This is a genomic window from Roseisolibacter sp. H3M3-2 (assembly GCF_029211165.1).
GTDB lineage: Bacteria > Gemmatimonadota > Gemmatimonadetes > Gemmatimonadales > Gemmatimonadaceae > Roseisolibacter.
In genome coordinates, this window is the sequence record NZ_JARGEK010000077.1 from 1 (window position 1) to 16,088 (window position 16,088).

Below are 16,088 nucleotides of genomic sequence, written 5' to 3' on the forward strand. Positions count from 1 at the left end.
CAGCGACAGCGCGCCGGCGGCGGCGAGGGCGCGGAGCGCGCGCGGGACGGCCCTCACGCGCGCGCGGGCTCCGGCGACCGGCGCGCGGCCACGCCGAGGACGAGCGGGAACAGCAGCATCAGCCCGTTCGAGGTGAGCGCGGTCTGCGTCGCCGTGTTGGCCAGCACCGTCGCCGGCACCACCAGCAGCGCGGCGGCCACCACGCGGTCGGCGCGCGACGCGAAGCCGTCGTACGCCCAGAAGACCAGCGCCGTGAAGACCGCCGAGAACGCGAGCCCCGGGTAGCCGAGGTTCGCGTACGCGTCCGCCCACAGGTTCGCGTTCGCGAAGTTCCCCAGCACGTCGGTGAAGGTCGCGCCGGCGATGATCGGCACCGGCGCCTCGAGCGTCGGGCCGGGGACCCAGCGCAGGAAGCTGTCGGCGTACAGCGCCGGCGGGCGCGAGAAGAACGTGTCGAGGTAGATCGCCGTCAGGTACCCGTTGTTCGTGAACGTGCGGTGGAAGATCTGGAAGCTCACCGCCGGGATCAGCGTCCCGTTGAACGTCACGCCGAGGTACACGTCGGCCATGAGCAGCGCGCCGGTCAGCGCGCAGAAGCCGACGCCCATCAGCGCGCCGAGGTGCCGCCCCCGCGTCATCCGCAGGAAGTAGTACCCCCCGATCGCGGCCGGGATGGCGATGGCGTTGGACCGGTTGGACGACGCCACGAACGACGCCACGGCCAGCGCCGTCGCGGCCACCGGGAGCCACCAGCGCCGCGTGTGCAGCCCGATCACGATCAGGAACGGCGCGACCACCGCGCCCGTCCAGTTCGCGGCGTAGAAGAACACCTTCCCCAGCTCGGCGGCGCGGTCGCGCAGCTCGGCGCGCTGGTCGTAGACGTCGGCCAGCTTGACGTTGTCGAGCGACAGGTAGCCGCTGCGGGCGAACGAGACCATCGCGATCACCCAGAACGCCGCCAGCGCGAGCGCGAACGCGCGCCGCGACGGCCGGAGCGGCGGCGGGGCGAGCCGCGGCAACAGGACGCGGGCGTCGAGCGCCAGCACCGCGGCGGTCACAGCGAGACAGAAGAGCAGCTGCCGCTCGATCGGCGACTGGGACACGAGCGGCATCAGCACCGCCGTCTGGACGTGCACCGCGTAGTACAGGAACATCTGCGCGACGTCGCTCGGCCCGCGCAGGTGCGGCCGCATCCAGCACGCCGGCAGCACGGCCAGCGCGAGGAACGGCGCGAAGCCGGCCCACGACACGTCGTTGGCGCGCACGCCCATGTACTCGAACACGCGCGCGGCGACCAGCACGTCGACGTAGACGTAGCGCGTCAGCAGCGCGAACGCCGCCGCCGCCAGCACGAACGCCCCGCGCGCCACCCACCACGGCGCCCCGCCCTCCGGGCGCGGCGCGGCGACCGCTCCGGTCACGGGGCCGACGCGTCCGCGGGGCGGCGGCCGCCCCGTCCCCAGCGCGTGAGGTCCCCCCGGACGTCGCCGAGCGCGTCGCCGAGCGCCGAGGCGCCCGGGTCGCCGTGCGCGCGGGCGCGGGCCACCACCGCGCGGACGAGCGCCCACACGAAGCCGGCGAACAGCCCGAACAGCATGCCGACGATCGCCCGCTTCACGCGGCCGCGCGGGTTCGGCGACGCGGGGAGCACCGGCGTGTCCACCGGCGTCAGCACGGGCGTGTCGCGCATCTCGCGGCCGCGCGCGTCCTCGATCCCCTCGCTCGCCGAGGTGAACACCTGCTGCTGCAGCTGCACGTCGCGGCGCAGGCGGTCGAAGGTGAACGTCAGCGACGGCGACTCCTCGTAGCTCCGGTTTCCCTGCAGGAACGACTGCAGCCGGTCCTCGGCGCGGCGGAGCGCCTCGCGCGCCACGCGCACGCGCTCCTCGCCGAAGCGCCGGTCGGCGGCCGCCTGCGACTGCCGCATGCGCAGGGTGAAGCCGTTCAGCTCGCCCAGCGCCCGCTCGACGATCGCCAGCGACACCACCGGCCACTTGCTGGTCGCCAGCACGGTGACGATCCCCGTCGCCTTGGCGAGCCGCACCTCGAGCACCTTCAGCTCCAGCTCCTGGATCGCCCGCTCGTGGCGGATCGCGGGGGTCGCCCCCTCCACCAGGAAGAGTTCGACGAACGGGACCTTGCGCCCGCCCGGCGTCGTCGCGAACGAGTCGGCGGCGATGGGCGCCAGCAGCTCGCGCGTCTTCATGACGTCGGCGTAGAACTGCGGCGACTGCGTCCCGCCGCCCGGGAGCGCCACGCCGAGCTGGCCGGCGAGCCCGGCGAGCCCGGCGCGCGGCGACTCCGACCCCTGCACGATGAACGAGCCGCTCGCCGAGAAGCTCGGGTCGCGGAACGCGATCGGCGCCACCGCGACGACGGCGCCCAGGAAGCCGATCGCCAGGATCCGCCACCGCGCGCGCAGGACCAGCGCCGTCAGCTCGAAGATCGACAGCTCGTCGGAGTCGGGACGCGGGTCGACGGACCGCGGCGAGTAGGCCGCGGTCGGCGGAGGGGGACTGCTGGTGGAGGTGGCGGACACGCGACGGGGAACGGAGCCGGCTCGGGAGCTGCCGCCGGACCCGGCGACAGAGAGCGAAAGGTAACGGGCTTCGGGACTTAGCGCGCGTCGTGGATCACCGCGGGCCGCGCGCCGCCGCCTGGCCCGCTACCCCGCCCGGCGGGTGACGCCCGAGGCGCCCCGGTCGGCCGCCACGGCCTCGACGTGCTCGGCGTACGCCTGGTAGTTGGCGTCCCGGTCGAAGCGCTCGGCGAACAGCCGCCGCGCCCGGTCGGTCATGGCCTCCACCGTCCCGCGGTCGTGCCCCAGCCGGTCGATCGCGTCGGCCAGCGCCCCCGCATCGCCCCCCGGTACGTTCACCCCGATCCCGTGCTCGACGACCAGGTCGGCGAGGTCCCCCGTGGCCCCGTTCAGGATCGGGAGCCCGCTGGCGAGGTAGGCGAACGCCTTGTTGTTGAACGCCGGCGACGGGAAGTTCATCGCCAGGATGCCGACGTGAGACCCGGCGAGCAGGGCGGCCATCTGCGCCGCGTCCACCCAGCCGACCACGTGCACGAAGGCGTGCGCCGCGGCGCGCGACCGCACCTGCTCGGCGTCCAGCCCGTCGCCGGCGATGATCACCGAGAGGCGCGACGTGTCCGCCCCGCGCGCCACCAGCTCGTCGACGGCGTCGAGGATCAGCAGCGGGTGCTGGGTCCGGTTGAACGTGCCGACGAAGCTGAAGACCGTCCGCCCCGCCGACGCCGCGAGCGCGGCCGCTACGGCGCCGGCCGGCCGGGGCGCGTCGGCGCCGAGGTCGAAGTTGCGCGGGAAGGTCGTCAGGTAGAACACGCGGTCGCGCCAGGTCGGGGCGCGCCCCGCCTTGGTCAGCGCCCAGTCGAGCATCGAGTTCATGCTCCCCAGCACCGCGTCGGTCCGCCGCAGCAGCCGCGCGCTCCGGCGGTGCTCCGGCCGGAGGACGGCGTCGGCCACCGCGCCGCGTGCGCCCGGCCCCGCCCGGTCGACGAACACGTCCGGCCACTTGTCGCGGACGTCCACGATCGACGCGGCGCCGGCGCGGCGCCCGTACTCCACGGCAGCCTCGGCCGTGAGGTGGTCGGGGAGCGAGGCCACGATCACGTCGGGGCGCGCGAGCGTCGGGGCGACGCGCGCGAAGTCGCGCGCGGCCAGCCAGTGGTCGACGAAGCGCCGCATCCCGACGTTCGTGCGGTAGCCGCACCCCTTCAGGAAGCGGATCTGCAGCCCGTCCTCGCGGCGCACCGGCTCCCCCCCGCTCTCCAGCCACTCCTCCCGCCACTGCTTGCGGATGTGGTCGTAGGCCGACGTCCAGAGCGTGACCTCGTGCCCCCGGCGCAGCATCTCCGCGCAGAGGAGCATCGAGCGGGTGTTCTCGGCACCGTCCAGTCGCTGGCCGATGCAGGTGGTCCAGACGCGCATCCGAACTGCGGGGGTACAGGGAGCTGCCGCGTGACGCTCGTCACGGGCGGGGCGGCGCACGGGCGCCGCCTTCCAACACTAACCGGATCGGGGAGCGGCGGCGTTGCGGTGCCGCCCGGGCGCGTGCGAATCTCCGGGCTCACCCGCTCCCGACCGCGCCCGCCCGGATGTCGTCCCGCGTCCTCGTCCTCCGCTCGCCCGAGCCCTCACGCCCGCCGGCGCCCGTCGCGCTCCCCGAGGGCTACCGCCTCGACCGCTGGCGGCCGGGTCCCCTGGAGCTCGCGCCGCCGGGGCCGCCCTCGCGCAAGCACCTGCTGTTCGGCGTCGGCGCGCACGCGGGGCTGTTCGCCGGGCCGGGATACGGCGCGATCCTGGTGCGCCGCGGAGACGCGGTGGTCCACCGCTCCTCGGTCTACCCGCGCTACTTCGCCTTCCCGTTCATGGGGCGCGACGACCTGCAGGTCGGCGCCACCTGGACCGATCCGGCGCACCGCGGACGCGGCCTCGCCCGCGCCGCGCTGCTCGACGCCCTCGCCCGCTGCCACGCCGAGGGGCGGCGCCTGTGGTATCTCGTGGAGGAGGAGAACCTGCCGTCGATCCGCGCCGCCGCCGCCGCCGGCCTGACCGTCGTCGCGCACGCCGAGCGTCGTTCCCGGCTCGGCGTGCACGCGCTGGGCGGCTACCGGATCGTGCGCTGGGAGGACGACGCCGGCGTCACCCCGCCCGGTACGGCTGCAGCTCCGGGATGAGCCACCCGGGCACGCGGGCCGTCACCCGCAGCGCGCCGTCGCCGTCGGCGTCCGACGCCACGTCCACCACGTCCGCCATCTTGTAGAGCCGCGCCAGCACCGCGCCGTCCTCCGGCGGCAGCGTCAGCGCCACCAGCGGGAACGCCCCCTCCGCGCGCGCGCGCAGCGCGGCTCGGAGCCCGGCCAGGCCGTCGGGCGCCAGCGCGGACACGAAGACCGCGTCGATTCCCTCGCCGTGCGCGCGCTGCCGCAGCGCCTCCACGGTCTCGGGCTCCAGCGCGTCCGTCTTGTTGAACACGTAGAGCACCGGCCGCTCCTGCGCGCCGATCTCGGCGAGCACCTCCTCGACCACCTCGCGCTGCTCCTCCCACGACGGGTGGCTCGCGTCGATCACGTGCAGCAGCAGGTCGGCCTCGCGCGTCTCCTCGAGCGTCGCGCGGAACGACGCCACGAGGTCGTGCGGCAGCTTGCGGATGAAGCCGACCGTGTCGGTGACCAGCACCCGGTACCCCTCGCCGAGCGACGTCTCGCGCGTCAGCGGGTCGAGGGTGGCGAACAGCCGGTCCTCGACGAAGACGTCGGACGCGCCCGAGAGCCCGCGCAGGATCGACGACTTGCCGGCGTTGGTGTAGCCCACGAGCGCCGCGCGGAACTCGCGCCGCCGCGACGACCGCTGCACCTCGCGCGACCGCTCGACGTCGGCCAGCCGCTCCTTGAGCACGCGGATGCGGTGGTTGACCAGCCGGCGGTCCGTCTCGAGCTGCGTCTCGCCGGGTCCCCGCATGCCGATCCCGCCGCGCGTCTTCTCGAGGTGGGTCCACATGCGCGTCAGGCGCGGGAGCATGTACTCCAGCTGCGCCAGCTCGACCTGCATCTTCGCCTCGTTCGTGCGCGCGCGCGTCGCGAAGATGTCGAGGATCAGTTCCGCGCGGTCCATGACGCGCACGTTCAGCATCTGCTCGATGTTCCGCCCCTGCGCGGGACTCAGCTCGTCGTCGAACAGCACGAGCGTCGCGCCGCGGTCCTGCGCGAGCTGCCGCAGCTCGTCGACCTTCCCCTTCCCCAGGTAGGTGCCCGGGTGCGGGCGGTCGAGCTGCTGCGTCAGGCTCCCCACGACCTCCGCCCCGGCGGTGTCGGCCAGGCGCGCGAGCTCCTGCAGGTGCTCCTCGACGTGGTGCCGGTCGGACGAGCGCTTGAGCGGCGCGCCCACCATGAGGGCGCGCTCGGCGGGCGGGGCGAGGTCGATCAGGTCGCGGGCGATGGGGACTGTCTCCTGTGGGACGGGACGCGGGGACGCGGCGCGGGCGCGGGGTGGCCCCCGCGCCCGAATTCTGCCATCGGACCGCCGCCGGGGCTAGCGCGTGCCGCTGAGCGCCGAGAAGCGGCCGGTGCCGGAGTACGGGCGGGTGAAGCTGCCGAGCGGCGTCTTGACCGTCACGTCGCCGAGCACGCGGTAGTTGACGGACCCCGACTGGATGAGCTGACGCCCCGCCGCGCCCAGCCCCGCGTAGGTGAACGAGATCGGGAGGCGCACCAGCGCCGAGTCGTTCTCCTGCACCACGAACTGCTGGTCGAGCGCCCCCGTCCCGACGTCGATCGAGTCGACCTGCAGGCGGTAGGTGAGGCGCGTCGCGTCGAGGTTGAAGCCGTTCGGGTTGTACACGCTCAGGACGACGTCCAGGCTGCCGCCCGACACCCCGAGCCCCTTGAGCTCCACGTTCCGGAAGTTCACCACCGGCTCGCGGAACACGCTCCGGCCGAGGCTCGCGCACCCGGCGGTGGCGGCCAGCGCCGCCGCGGTCAGTCCGACGACTGCTCTCCGCATCGAATTTTCCTCATGGCGCGTCGTCCGCGCCGTCAGGGGCCGTCTCCCCGGGAGGTCGCGCCGCGTCGTCCGGAGTGGACGCCCGCTGCCGCCGTTCGGCCCACCACGCCAGCCGCTTCGCGATCTCCCGCTCGAAGCCGAAGGGGCCCGGCTCGTAGAACGCCGTCCCGCGCAGCTCCTCCGGCAGGTACTCTTGCGGGATGTATGCCTCCGGGACCGCGTGCGCGTACTGGTACCCCTCGTGGTACCCCAGTTCCTTCATGAGCTTCGTGGGGGCGTTCCGGATGTGCAGCGGCACCGGCGCGGCGGGGGTCGCCCGCGCGGCCTCCAGCGCGGCGTGGAGCGCCATGTACGACCGGTTCGACTTGGGCGCCGTCGCCAGGTAGATCGTCATCTGCGACAGCGGGAGGTATCCCTCCGGCGCGCCGAGCATGTGATAGGCGTCACGGGCGGCGATCGCCAGCTTCAGCGCCTCGGGGTCGGCGAGCCCGATGTCCTCGGACGCCATCGCGATCGCGCGGCGGAAGATCGTCATCGGGTCCTCGCCCCCCTCGATCATCCGCGCCATCCAGTACAGCGCGCCGTGCGGGTCGCTGCCGCGCAGCGACTTGTGGTAGGCGGAGAGGATGTTGAAGTGCTCCTCGCCGGCCTTGTCGTAGCGCGGGACGCGCCGCTGCAGCGCCTCGCGCACGACGTCGGGGGTGATGCGCCCCCCCGCGCCCACCGCCTCCGCGGCCGCCTCGAGCGCCGTCAGCGCGCGCCGCGCGTCGCCGTCCGCCACCTCGGAGAGCAGCGCGAGCGCGTCGTCGTCGGCCGCGAGCCCCTGCGCGCCCAGCCCGCGCTCCGCGTCGGCCAGCGCGCGCCGCAGCAGCAGCGCGAGGTCCGCCGGCGCCAGCGGCTCCAGCACGAACACCCGCGTCCGCGAGAGCAGCGCGCCCACGATCTCGAACGACGGGTTCTCCGTCGTCGCGCCGACCAGCGTGACCGTCCCGCTCTCGACGTGCGGCAGGAAGGCGTCCTGCTGTCCGCGGTTGAAGCGGTGGATCTCGTCCACGAACAGGATCGTCCCGCGCCCCTCGGCGTCCCACCGCTCCGCCGCCTCGGCGACGATCTCGCGGACGCGCGGCACCCCCTCGGTGACCGCGGAGAACGGGACGAAGGCGCGGTCCGTGGTGTTCGCGATCAGCCGCGCCAGCGTCGTCTTCCCGGTCCCCGGCGGGCCCCAGAAGATCATCGAGCCCACCCGCCCCTGCTCGATCGCCTCGCGCAGCGGGCGCCCCGGCGCCAGCAGGTGCTGCTGCCCGACGTACTCGTCGAGCGTGCGCGGGCGCATGCGCGCGGCCAGCGGCGCGCCCGCGGCGTCGCGCGCCGACGCGAACAGCGACGTCCCGACGTCGCGCCCCTTCCCGCGCTTCGGCGGCACCGCCTCAGTGCCCCCCGCCGATGGCCGCGCGCGCCGCGAAGTACAGCGCGCTCCCGGCGAAGAACGCCAGCGGCAGCCGCCACCCCGGCTTCGACTGGAACTCGGGGACCAGGTTGCACGCCGCCACGTACAGCGTCACCCCGCCCGACAGCGCCAGCCCCACGCCCGACGCGACGTCGGTCAGCTCGGTGACCAGCAGCCCGACCACGGTCGCGGCGCCGAGCAGCGCCGCCGCCCCGAGCGCGCGCCGGCGCCCCAGCCCGGCCGCCAGGAAGAGACTCGAGATCGCGAGTCCCTCGGGGAGCTTGTGCAGCAGGATCGCCGACGCGAGCAGCACCCCGAGCTGGGCGCTGACCGCGAAGCCGCTGGCGATCGCCATCCCGTCGACGAACGTGTGCAGCAGCAGCCCGACCAGCGCCGACGCGCTGACCACCGGCGTGACGTGGTGCGTCTCCTCGCCGAAGTGGAAGTGGCGCGCCAGCACGTGCTGCGTGAGGTGCACGAGCAGGAAGCCGACGACCGCGATCGTCGCCGCCTCGCGCCCGCCGCGCTCGATCGCCTCCGGCAGCACGTCGGCCAGCGCGACCGCGATCATGAAGCCGGCCGACAGCGCGACCATCGTCTCGAGGGTGCGCACGCTCCAGCGGCGGCGCGAGGCGACCGCCGCCGCCCCCAGCAGGTTCGCCGCCGCCGCCAGCACCGCGAAGCCCAGCGCGGTCGCGTTCACGCCCGCCTCACGGCGGCGCCAGCCCGAGGCGCTCGGCGGTGGCGGCCAGCGCGTCGTCCAGCTCGGGCGCCGGGCCCAGCTCCTCGGGGCGCAGCCGCCACCCGTCGGGCGGCGGCGTCAGCGTCTCCACCAGCCCCTTCCCCTGCAGGATGTAGAGCCAGCGGTCGGTGCGCGCGTACACGTACAGCTCGAGGTCCGGCGTCAGCGTGAGCTGGTCCTCGCTCGTGTACACGGCCATCTCCACGCCGCCGTAGACCGACAGCGGCACCTTCAGCCGTGCGATCGCCTCGCGCACGTCGGGGAGCGCGACGTCGTCCCCGACCCACGTCCGCCCGCCGCGCACGTCCTCCAGCGCCACGTCGACGGCCGGCGACAGGTGCTCGGCGAGCGCGTGCAGCAGGTCCACCGCGCGCTCGGCGTTGGTCGCCACGCGCGCCTCGTAGTGCTCCCCGACGCGCGCGAAGGTGAAGTCGTCGGCCCCGGAGCGGAACCGGCGCCACACGGAGGGCGCGGGCTGTCGGCCGCGGAAGATCATCGCAGGGCGGGACGGAGGGCCGGGCCCGGACGCGCGTCGAGGACCGCCGCCAGCGCGTCGGCCCAGTGCGGCGGCTCGACGCCGAAGGCGCCGCGCGCCCGCGTCGTGTCGAGCACCGAGTACGCCGGCCGCGCGGCCGGCGCGCCGAACTCCGCGGTCGAGATGCGCTCGAGCGCCGGCGCCGGGAGGCCGCGGCGCGCGCGGTCCGCGAAGATCGCCGCCGCGACGTCGTGCCACGTGGTCTCGCCCGCCGCGGCCAGGTGATACGTCCCCCACCCCGCCTCGTGCGCCAGCGCCGCGCGCAGCACCGTCACCGTCGCGTCGGCGAGCCAGCCGGCCGGCGTCGGCGCGCCCCGCTGGTCGTCGACCACGCGCACCACCTCGCGCCCCTCGTCCGCGAGCCGCACCATGGTGTCGACGAAGCTGCGACCGGCCGCCGCGTAGACCCACGCCGTGCGCAGGACGAGCGACCGCCCCCACGCGCCGCGCACCGCCTCCTCGCCCGCCAGCTTGGACGCGCCGTAAACGTTGCGCGGCCCCGTCGGCGCGTCCTCCGCGTACGGGCGCGACGCCGTGCCGTCGAAGACGTAGTCGGTCGAGTAGTGGACGAGCGCGGCGTCGACGCGCCGCGCCTCCTCCGCGAGCACCGCCGGCGCGGTCGCGTTCACCGCCCACGCGGCGTCGCGCTCCGACTCGGCGCGGTCGACCGCGGTGTAGGCGGCGGCGTTCACGATCGCCCCCGGCGCGGCCGCGCGCACCATCTCGCGCACCGCGTCGCCGTCGCGCAAATCGAGCGCGGCGCGCCCCACGGCGACCACCGGGCCGAGCGCCGGGAGCGCGCGCCGCAGCTCGCGCCCGAGCTGCCCGTTGGCGCCCAGCAGCAGGAGCGGGCGCGCGCTCACGCCCCCACCGCCGCGCCCGCGTACGAAGGCAGCCGCCCGGACAGCTCGGCCAGCCGCGGGGCCTCGGCGTCGCGCGCCGACAGCACCGGCGCGCCGTCGAGCGGCCACTCGATCGCCAGCGCCGGGTCGTCCCACGCCACGGTGATCTCGCTGGCCGGGCGGTACGGCGCCGTGCACTTGTACGTGACGAGCGCCTCGTCGCCCGTCACCACGAAGCCGTGCGCGAAGCCCGGCGGGATCCAGAGCTGGCGCGCATCGTCGGCGGTCAGCTTCGCGCCGACCCACCGGCCGAAGGTCGGCGACCCGCGGCGCACGTCCACCGCCACGTCCCAGATCGCGCCGCGCAGCACCGTGACCAGCTTCCCCTGGTCGTCGGGGTGCTGGAGGTGCAGCCCGCGCAGCACCCCGCGCGTGGAGTAGGAGACGTTGTCCTGCACGAAGGCGACGTCGACGCCGAGCGAGGCGTGGCGGTCGGCGCTCCAGCTCTCGAAGAAGTGGCCGCGCGCGTCGCGGAGGAGCCGCGGCGAGAGCAGCAGCACTTCGGGGAGCCCCAGCGGCTCTGCGGTCATCGCGGCGCCCCCGCCGCGCGCGGCTCCAGCAGGGGGAGCTGCGCCAGGTACTCGCCGTACGCGGTCCCGCGCAGCCCGGACGCGAGGCGGAGCAGCTGCTCGTCGTCGATGTGGCCGAGGCGCCACGCGGCCTCCTCCGGCACGCCGACCTTGAGCCCCTGCCGCTGCTCGATGGTGCCGATGAAGCTCGCCGCCTCCAGCAGCGACTGCGGCGTCCCCATGTCGAGCCACGCGGTGCCGCGCGACAGCAGCTCCATCTGCAGCGCGCCGCGGCGCAGGTACTCGAGGTTGACGTCGGTGATCTCGTACTCGCCGCGCGCCGAGGGAGCCAGCCCGGCGGCGATGTCGACGACGTCGGCGTCGTAGAAGTAGAGCCCCGTCACCGCGTACGGCGAGCGCGGGCGCGCCGGCTTCTCCTCGATCCCGACCACGCGGCCGGTCGCGTCCAGCTCCGCCACGCCGTAGCGCTCGGGGTCGCGGACGTGGTAGCCGAACACCGTCGCCCCGCGCTCGCGCGCCGCCGCGCGTTGCAGCGCGTCCACCATCCCGGCGCCGTAGAAGACGTTGTCTCCGAGGATCAGCGCCGAGCGTCCGCCGTCCACGAAGTCGCGTCCGATGACGAACGCCTGCGCCAGCCCCTCCGGCCGCGGCTGCGCCGCGTACGAGAACGAGACCCCCCACTGCGCGCCGTCGCCGAGCAGCGCCTGGAAGCGCGGCAGCTCCTCCGGCGTCGCGATCAGCAGGACGTCGCGGATCCCCGCCAGCAGCAGCGTCGTCAGCGGGTAGTAGATCATCGGCTTGTCGTAGACCGGGAGCAGCTGCTTGCTCACCACCCGCGTCATCGGGTGCAGGCGCGTCCCCGCGCCACCCGCGAGCACGAGGCCGCGCACCGCGCCCCCGGCCGCGCCGCCCGCCGCGCCGCCGACCGCCGACGTTCCGTTCGTCCCGTGTGCCCGCATGCCGACGATCAGACGGTGAAGGCCGCCCCGCCGGGACCGGCCGCCGGCCCGCGCGCCCACTCGCGGGCGTGCGCGAGCAGCCGCTCGCGCGCGTTCGCGCCCGGGTCCTCGACCACGAGGTCCAGCAGGCGCTGCAGAATGATACCGACCTCGGGTCCCGCCGGGACCCCGGCGCGCACGAGGTCCGTCCCGCTGACCGCGAGGTCCGCCAGGGCGATCGCGTCGCGGTAGGCGATCGGCACCATCCGCCGGTAGAGCGCGCGCACCGCCCCGGCCGACGGCGCCTTCCCCCCGCCCTCGCGCTCGGCCTCGAACCGCGCCGCCGCCAGCCGCAGGAGGTCGCGCACGCGCGTCCGGCCGATGCGGGCCGCCCAGCGCCGCAGCGTCGCGACGTCGAGCGGCGCGCCGCCGGCCAGCGCGGCCCGCAGCGCCCGCTCGACGGCTACCCATCGGTCGACCGTCTCCGACACCCACCGGACCTCGTGGTTCGAGCACCGTAGCGCGCGCAGCGCCGACTCGGTGGCTCCCCGCCCCGCATCCAGCCAGGGTGCCGCGAGGCGCAGCAGCAGCCGTCCGTCGGCGCGCGGCCCGTCGCCGGGAAGCGCCAGGTGGTCGACCGACCGGAAGGCCGCCTCCGGCGCGCCGGCGAGCGCGGGGACGAGCGTCGCCAGCGCCCCGCTCTCGCGCCACCGCTCCAGCGCCCACGACGGCGCGCGCACCTGCCGCAGCGTCTTCTCCAGCTCCTCGCGCACCCGCTCGGCCGACAGCCGCCCGAGGTGCGGCGCGCTCTCGACCACCGCGGCCCACGTCGCCGGGTCGAAGGCGAACCCGAAGCGCGCCGCGAACCGGATCGCGCGCAGCGCCCGCAGCCGGTCCTCGCGCAGCCGAGCCGGCGGGTCGCCGACCGCGCGCACCACGCCCCTCCGCAGGTCGCCGACGCCGTCGAACGGGTCGTGCAGCCGCCCGCCGCGCGGCCGCAGCGCGATCGCGTTGATCGTGAAGTCGCGGCGCGCCAGGTCCTCGTCCAGCGACGCCCCGAACTCGACCACCGCGTGCCGCCCGTCGGTGTGCACGTCGCGCCGGAACGTCGTGACCTCGTGCATCACCCCGTCGCCGTCGAAGATCCCCAGCGTCCCGAACTGCTCCCCCTTCGGCACCACGCGCCGGAAGACGCGCCGCATCTCGGCGGGCGTGGCCGCGGTCGCCAGGTCCCAGTCGAGCGACGGGCGGCCGAGCAGCGCGTCGCGGATCGCGCCCCCGACGCACCACGTCTCGAACCCCGCCGCCTCCAGGCGCTCGGCGATCTCCGCGACCCCCGGCGGGGGGCGCAGCACGGGGTCGGCGGCTAGGGGGAGGGGCGTCGGCACGGGGCGGACGTTACCGGGGACCGCCGGGTGCGACAATGGCGCCGCGCACCCTGCACGCGCCTACATTCCGCGCATGCTCGACGAGGCGACCGCCGACGACCTGAGGACGCTGCTCGACCGCTCGCGCGCCGAGCCCGCGTTCCGACGCGACGTGCTCGCGTACGCGGACGGGCGCACGACGGCCCTGGTGTCGGTGCCCCGCCCGGCGCCGCGGGTGAAGGTCGTGCGCGTCCTCGCGCAGCTCCTGCACGCCGAGCCGACGCTCGTCCTCGCCCGCGTGGTGGTGGAGGGGGCCGCGGGCTGCTGCGACTTCCGCGGCGCCGTGACCGCCTTCACGCCCACCGACGCGCGCACGTGGCGCTTCACCTGGGACTGCCGCTGGCGCGCCGAGGAGGCCGGACTGCTCGACCGGTGGGGCACCCCCGACCAGTCGCGCGCCGCCCGCGAGTACGCGTGGCGCTGCTTCGCGCGCTGGGAGCCGATGCTCCCCGACGACCCGTCAGCCGTCGAACAGCGCCCGTAGCCCGGCGGCGTCGAGCCCCGCGCCCAGCCCCAGCATGAGGTCGATGCGGGCCTGCGCCGGCCGGCGCGCCCCGGCGAACAGCGCCCCCAGCTCGGACAGCTTCCGGCCGCCCCCCGGGTAGGCGTAGGTCCGCCCGACCATCCCGCGCCCGGCGCGCGAGGCGATCACCACGGGGCGCCCGCTGGCGATCCACCGCTCGATCCCCGGGACCACCTCGGGCGGGACGTTGCCGCGCCCCATCGCCGCCACCACGACCCCGCGCGCGCCGCTCGCCAGCGACGCGTCCAGCAGGCGCGCGTCGGACCCCGCCCAGGTGGCCACGATGTCCACCGGCGTCGCGGGGGCGTCGGGCTTCAGGACGGGTGGGGTGCCGACGACGCGCCGCCGGAAGATCACCCGGTCGTCGTCCACCACACCGATCGGCCCGAGTCCCGGCGCCTCGAAGGCGTCGAGCTGGTGCGTGTGCGACTTCGTGTCCTCGAGCCCGGCGAAGATGCGCCCGCCCATGACGACCATCGTGCCGACGCCCCGCGCCGCCGGATCGGCCGCCACGCGCACCGCGTCGATCAGGTTCTGCGGCCCGTCGTAGCCGAGGTCGCTCGCGGCGCGCATCGCGCCGGTGAACACCACCGGCTTGTCGCTCTCCACCGACCGGGCGACCAGGTACGCCGTCTCCTCCAGCGTGTCGGTGCCGTGCGTGAGCACGACGCCGGCGACGGCCGGGTCGGCGAGCACCTCGAGGATGCGCGCCCGGAGCGCCCACTGCCGCTCGACCGTCATGTGCGGCCCCGGGAACCGCCCCCACTGCTCGGCGCGCACGTCCGCGATCTCCTCGACCCCGCGCGCCGCCGCCAGGATCTCGTCGGCCCCGAGCGAGGGGACCGCGCCCCCTTCGACGGCGTCCACGCGCATCGAGATCGTCCCGCCGGTGAACAGCGCCGCCACCACCGGGCGGCTCACCCGCACAGCACGCTCCCGCCGTTCACGTTCAGGATCTCCCCGGTGACGTGCCGCGCCAGCGGCGAGCACAGGAACGCGATCGGCCCGGCCACGTCCTCCGCCGTCGCCACGCGCCCGATCGGGATCCCGGCGGCGATGCGATCGCGTCCGCCGTCGCGCATGGCGCTGTCGGTCATCTCGGTGTCCACCCACCCCGGCGCGACGCTGTTGACCGTGATCCCGCGCGGCGCGAGCTCGACGGCCAGCGACTTGACGAACGAGATCATCGCGCCCTTGCTGGCCGCGTAGTCGGCGTGCAGCGCCTCCCCGCGCTGGCCGGCGGTGCTCGACACCATGACGATCCGCCCGTCGCGCGACAGCGCCCGCGCCGCCGCGCGCGCCAGCCGGAACATCGAGTCGACGTTCTCGCGCATCGTGCGCCCCCACCGCGCGTCGTCCATGTCGCCGACCGCGACCTCCTCGGCCGGCCAGACGCCGTGGTTGATCACCACCGCCTCGACGCCGCCGAACGCGTCGACCGCCGCCTGCACCAGCGACGCCGCGCCGGCGGGCTCGCCGAGGTCGGCCCCGTGCGCGACCACGCGCACGCCGAGCGCGCGCGCCTCCGCCGCCACGCGCTCGGCCGCGTCGCCGCGCGCGCGGTAGCCGACCACCACGTCGGCGCCGGCGCGCGCCAGCAGCAGCGCGGTCGCCGCGCCGATCCCGCGCGACCCGCCGCTGACGACGGCCCGCGTCCCGCGGAGGTCGATCACAGCTCCGCCTCCACCAGGTCGCAGATCAGGTGCTGGATGCACAGGTGCAGCTCCTGCGCGCGGTCGGTGCGGTCGGTCGGCACGATCACGTTGTGGTCGGCCAGCGCGCGCAGCGGCCCGCCGTCGCGCGCGCTGAGCGCGAGCACCGCCACCCCCTTGGCCCGCGCCGCCTTGGCCGCCTCGAGCACGTTGGGCGACTGCCCGCTGGTCGAGTGGATGATCAGCAGGTCGCCGGGCCGGCACAGCGCCTCGACCTGCCGCGAGAAGACGTGGTCGAAGCCGAAGTCGTTCCCCGTCGCCGTCAGCAGCGACGTGTCGGTCGTGAGCGCCACCGCCGGGTACGCGCGCCGGTTGCGCCGGTAGCGCACGACGTACTCGGTGGCCATGTGCTGCGCGTCGGCCGCGCTGCCGCCGTTGCCGCAGAAGAACAGCGTCCCGCCGCCCCGCACGGTGTCGCGCACCAGGGTCGCCGCGCGCGCCACGTCCTCGGCGAGGGTGTCGGCGGTGCGGGCCGCGGTCTCGGCCAGCTCGCGCAGCGCCGGCAGGACGTCGGCGACGGGAACCGCGGTCGATCGGTCGGACATGCGCTCCGTCATGCGTCGGGGGCGGCGAGGGCGGCGAAGCGCCGCATCGCGTCGTCGGCGAGCGCGCCCAAGGTGTCCGGACGCTCGCTCGCCAGCTCGAAGGCGTAGGTGGCCAGGGCGTCGGCGGCCAGCAGGTCCAGCGCCCTCGCGGGCGACGTCGCGCCGTCGGCGATCAGCGCGCCCCCCGCGCGCGCCGCCGCCTCCACGCACCGGCCGGGCGACGGCGCCGGCTCCGGCGCGACGCCGACGTCGGCGTGC

17 protein-coding genes and 1 pseudogene are annotated in these 16,088 nt (G+C 75.7%); 2 read left to right on the forward strand and 16 right to left on the reverse strand.

Annotated features, from left to right (window positions below):
• Nucleotides 1-53: 53 nt before the first annotated feature.
• From PYV61_RS08775 to PYV61_RS08785, 3 genes are all read right to left on the reverse strand, one after another.
• Nucleotides 54-1,421: a hypothetical protein gene (locus PYV61_RS08775; protein ID WP_275830443.1), complete on the reverse strand. Its 1,368-nt coding sequence runs from the start codon at nt 1,419-1,421 to the stop codon at nt 54-56.
• Nucleotides 1,418-2,539 (reverse strand): hypothetical protein, encoded by a 1,122-nt coding sequence (locus PYV61_RS08780; protein WP_275830445.1) that lies wholly within the window; start codon nt 2,537-2,539, stop codon nt 1,418-1,420. Before PYV61_RS08780 ends, PYV61_RS08775 begins: the two co-directional genes overlap by 4 nt.
• A gap of 126 nt (nt 2,540-2,665) precedes the next feature.
• Complete coding sequence (locus PYV61_RS08785) at nt 2,666-3,895, reverse strand: glycosyltransferase family 4 protein (protein WP_275830447.1); 1,230 nt, start codon at nt 3,893-3,895, stop codon at nt 2,666-2,668.
• A 227-nt stretch (nt 3,896-4,122) separates the two neighbouring features.
• Here PYV61_RS08785 and PYV61_RS08790 point away from each other — a divergent pair, with 227 nt between their 5' ends.
• Nucleotides 4,123-4,704 carry a GNAT family N-acetyltransferase gene (locus PYV61_RS08790; protein ID WP_275830449.1) on the forward strand — a complete coding sequence of 194 codons (582 nt, stop codon included), beginning with the start codon at nt 4,123-4,125 and terminating at the stop codon, nt 4,702-4,704.
• Here PYV61_RS08790 and hflX read toward each other — a convergent pair.
• The 9 genes from hflX to PYV61_RS08835 form a co-directional block, all read right to left on the reverse strand.
• Nucleotides 4,670-5,917, reverse strand: a complete 1,248-nt coding sequence (hflX, locus tag PYV61_RS08795) for a GTPase HflX (RefSeq protein ID WP_275830451.1) — start codon at nt 5,915-5,917, stop codon at nt 4,670-4,672. The genes PYV61_RS08790 and hflX overlap by 35 nt on opposite strands.
• 141 nt (nt 5,918-6,058) lie before the next feature.
• On the reverse strand, nt 6,059-6,529 hold the full coding sequence (locus PYV61_RS08800) for an LEA type 2 family protein (protein WP_275830453.1): 471 nt from the start codon (nt 6,527-6,529) through the stop codon (nt 6,059-6,061).
• A gap of 10 nt (nt 6,530-6,539) precedes the next feature.
• Nucleotides 6,540-7,862: a replication-associated recombination protein A gene (locus tag PYV61_RS08805; protein WP_345785226.1), complete on the reverse strand. Its 1,323-nt coding sequence runs from the start codon at nt 7,860-7,862 to the stop codon at nt 6,540-6,542.
• A gap of 94 nt (nt 7,863-7,956) precedes the next feature.
• Complete coding sequence (locus PYV61_RS08810) at nt 7,957-8,679, reverse strand: ZIP family metal transporter (protein WP_275830457.1); 723 nt, start codon at nt 8,677-8,679, stop codon at nt 7,957-7,959.
• Nucleotides 8,680-8,686: 7 nt separating this feature from the next.
• Nucleotides 8,687-9,214: a hypothetical protein gene (locus PYV61_RS08815; RefSeq protein ID WP_275830458.1), complete on the reverse strand. Its 528-nt coding sequence runs from the start codon at nt 9,212-9,214 to the stop codon at nt 8,687-8,689.
• The gene (gene rfbD / locus PYV61_RS08820) at nt 9,211-10,116 is read right to left on the reverse strand and encodes a dTDP-4-dehydrorhamnose reductase (RefSeq protein ID WP_275830460.1); all 906 of its coding nucleotides are present in this window, start codon (nt 10,114-10,116) and stop codon (nt 9,211-9,213) included. Before rfbD ends, PYV61_RS08815 begins: the two co-directional genes overlap by 4 nt.
• On the reverse strand, nt 10,113-10,685 hold the full coding sequence (gene rfbC / locus PYV61_RS08825; RefSeq protein WP_275830462.1) for a dTDP-4-dehydrorhamnose 3,5-epimerase: 573 nt from the start codon (nt 10,683-10,685) through the stop codon (nt 10,113-10,115). The genes rfbD and rfbC overlap by 4 nt, the downstream gene beginning before the upstream one ends.
• Entirely contained in the window at nt 10,682-11,575 is an 894-nt protein-coding gene (rfbA, locus tag PYV61_RS08830; RefSeq protein WP_275830477.1) for a glucose-1-phosphate thymidylyltransferase RfbA, read from the reverse strand. The genes rfbC and rfbA overlap by 4 nt, the downstream gene beginning before the upstream one ends.
• A gap of 77 nt (nt 11,576-11,652) precedes the next feature.
• On the reverse strand, nt 11,653-12,978 hold the full coding sequence (locus PYV61_RS08835; protein ID WP_275830464.1) for a hypothetical protein: 1,326 nt from the start codon (nt 12,976-12,978) through the stop codon (nt 11,653-11,655).
• 106 nt (nt 12,979-13,084) lie between these two features.
• On the opposite strand from PYV61_RS08835, the gene PYV61_RS08840 reads away from it, so the two are divergent.
• Nucleotides 13,085-13,534, forward strand: a complete 450-nt coding sequence (locus PYV61_RS08840) for a hypothetical protein (RefSeq protein WP_275830466.1) — start codon at nt 13,085-13,087, stop codon at nt 13,532-13,534.
• On the opposite strand, the gene PYV61_RS08845 is transcribed toward PYV61_RS08840, so the two are convergent.
• The 4 genes and pseudogenes from PYV61_RS08845 to PYV61_RS08860 all read right to left on the reverse strand — a co-directional run.
• The gene (locus tag PYV61_RS08845; RefSeq protein ID WP_275830468.1) at nt 13,511-14,494 is read right to left on the reverse strand and encodes an asparaginase; all 984 of its coding nucleotides are present in this window, start codon (nt 14,492-14,494) and stop codon (nt 13,511-13,513) included. The two genes, PYV61_RS08840 and PYV61_RS08845, sit on opposite strands and share 24 nt — an antisense overlap.
• Entirely contained in the window at nt 14,491-15,246 is a 756-nt protein-coding gene (locus PYV61_RS08850) for an SDR family oxidoreductase (RefSeq protein WP_275830470.1), read from the reverse strand. The genes PYV61_RS08845 and PYV61_RS08850 overlap by 4 nt, the downstream gene beginning before the upstream one ends.
• The gene (locus PYV61_RS08855; protein WP_275830472.1) at nt 15,243-15,830 is read right to left on the reverse strand and encodes an SIS domain-containing protein; all 588 of its coding nucleotides are present in this window, start codon (nt 15,828-15,830) and stop codon (nt 15,243-15,245) included. The genes PYV61_RS08850 and PYV61_RS08855 overlap by 4 nt, the downstream gene beginning before the upstream one ends.
• Nucleotides 15,831-15,838: 8 nt before the next feature.
• A pseudogene (locus PYV61_RS08860) lies at nt 15,839-16,088 on the reverse strand (hypothetical protein); the annotation flags it as partial.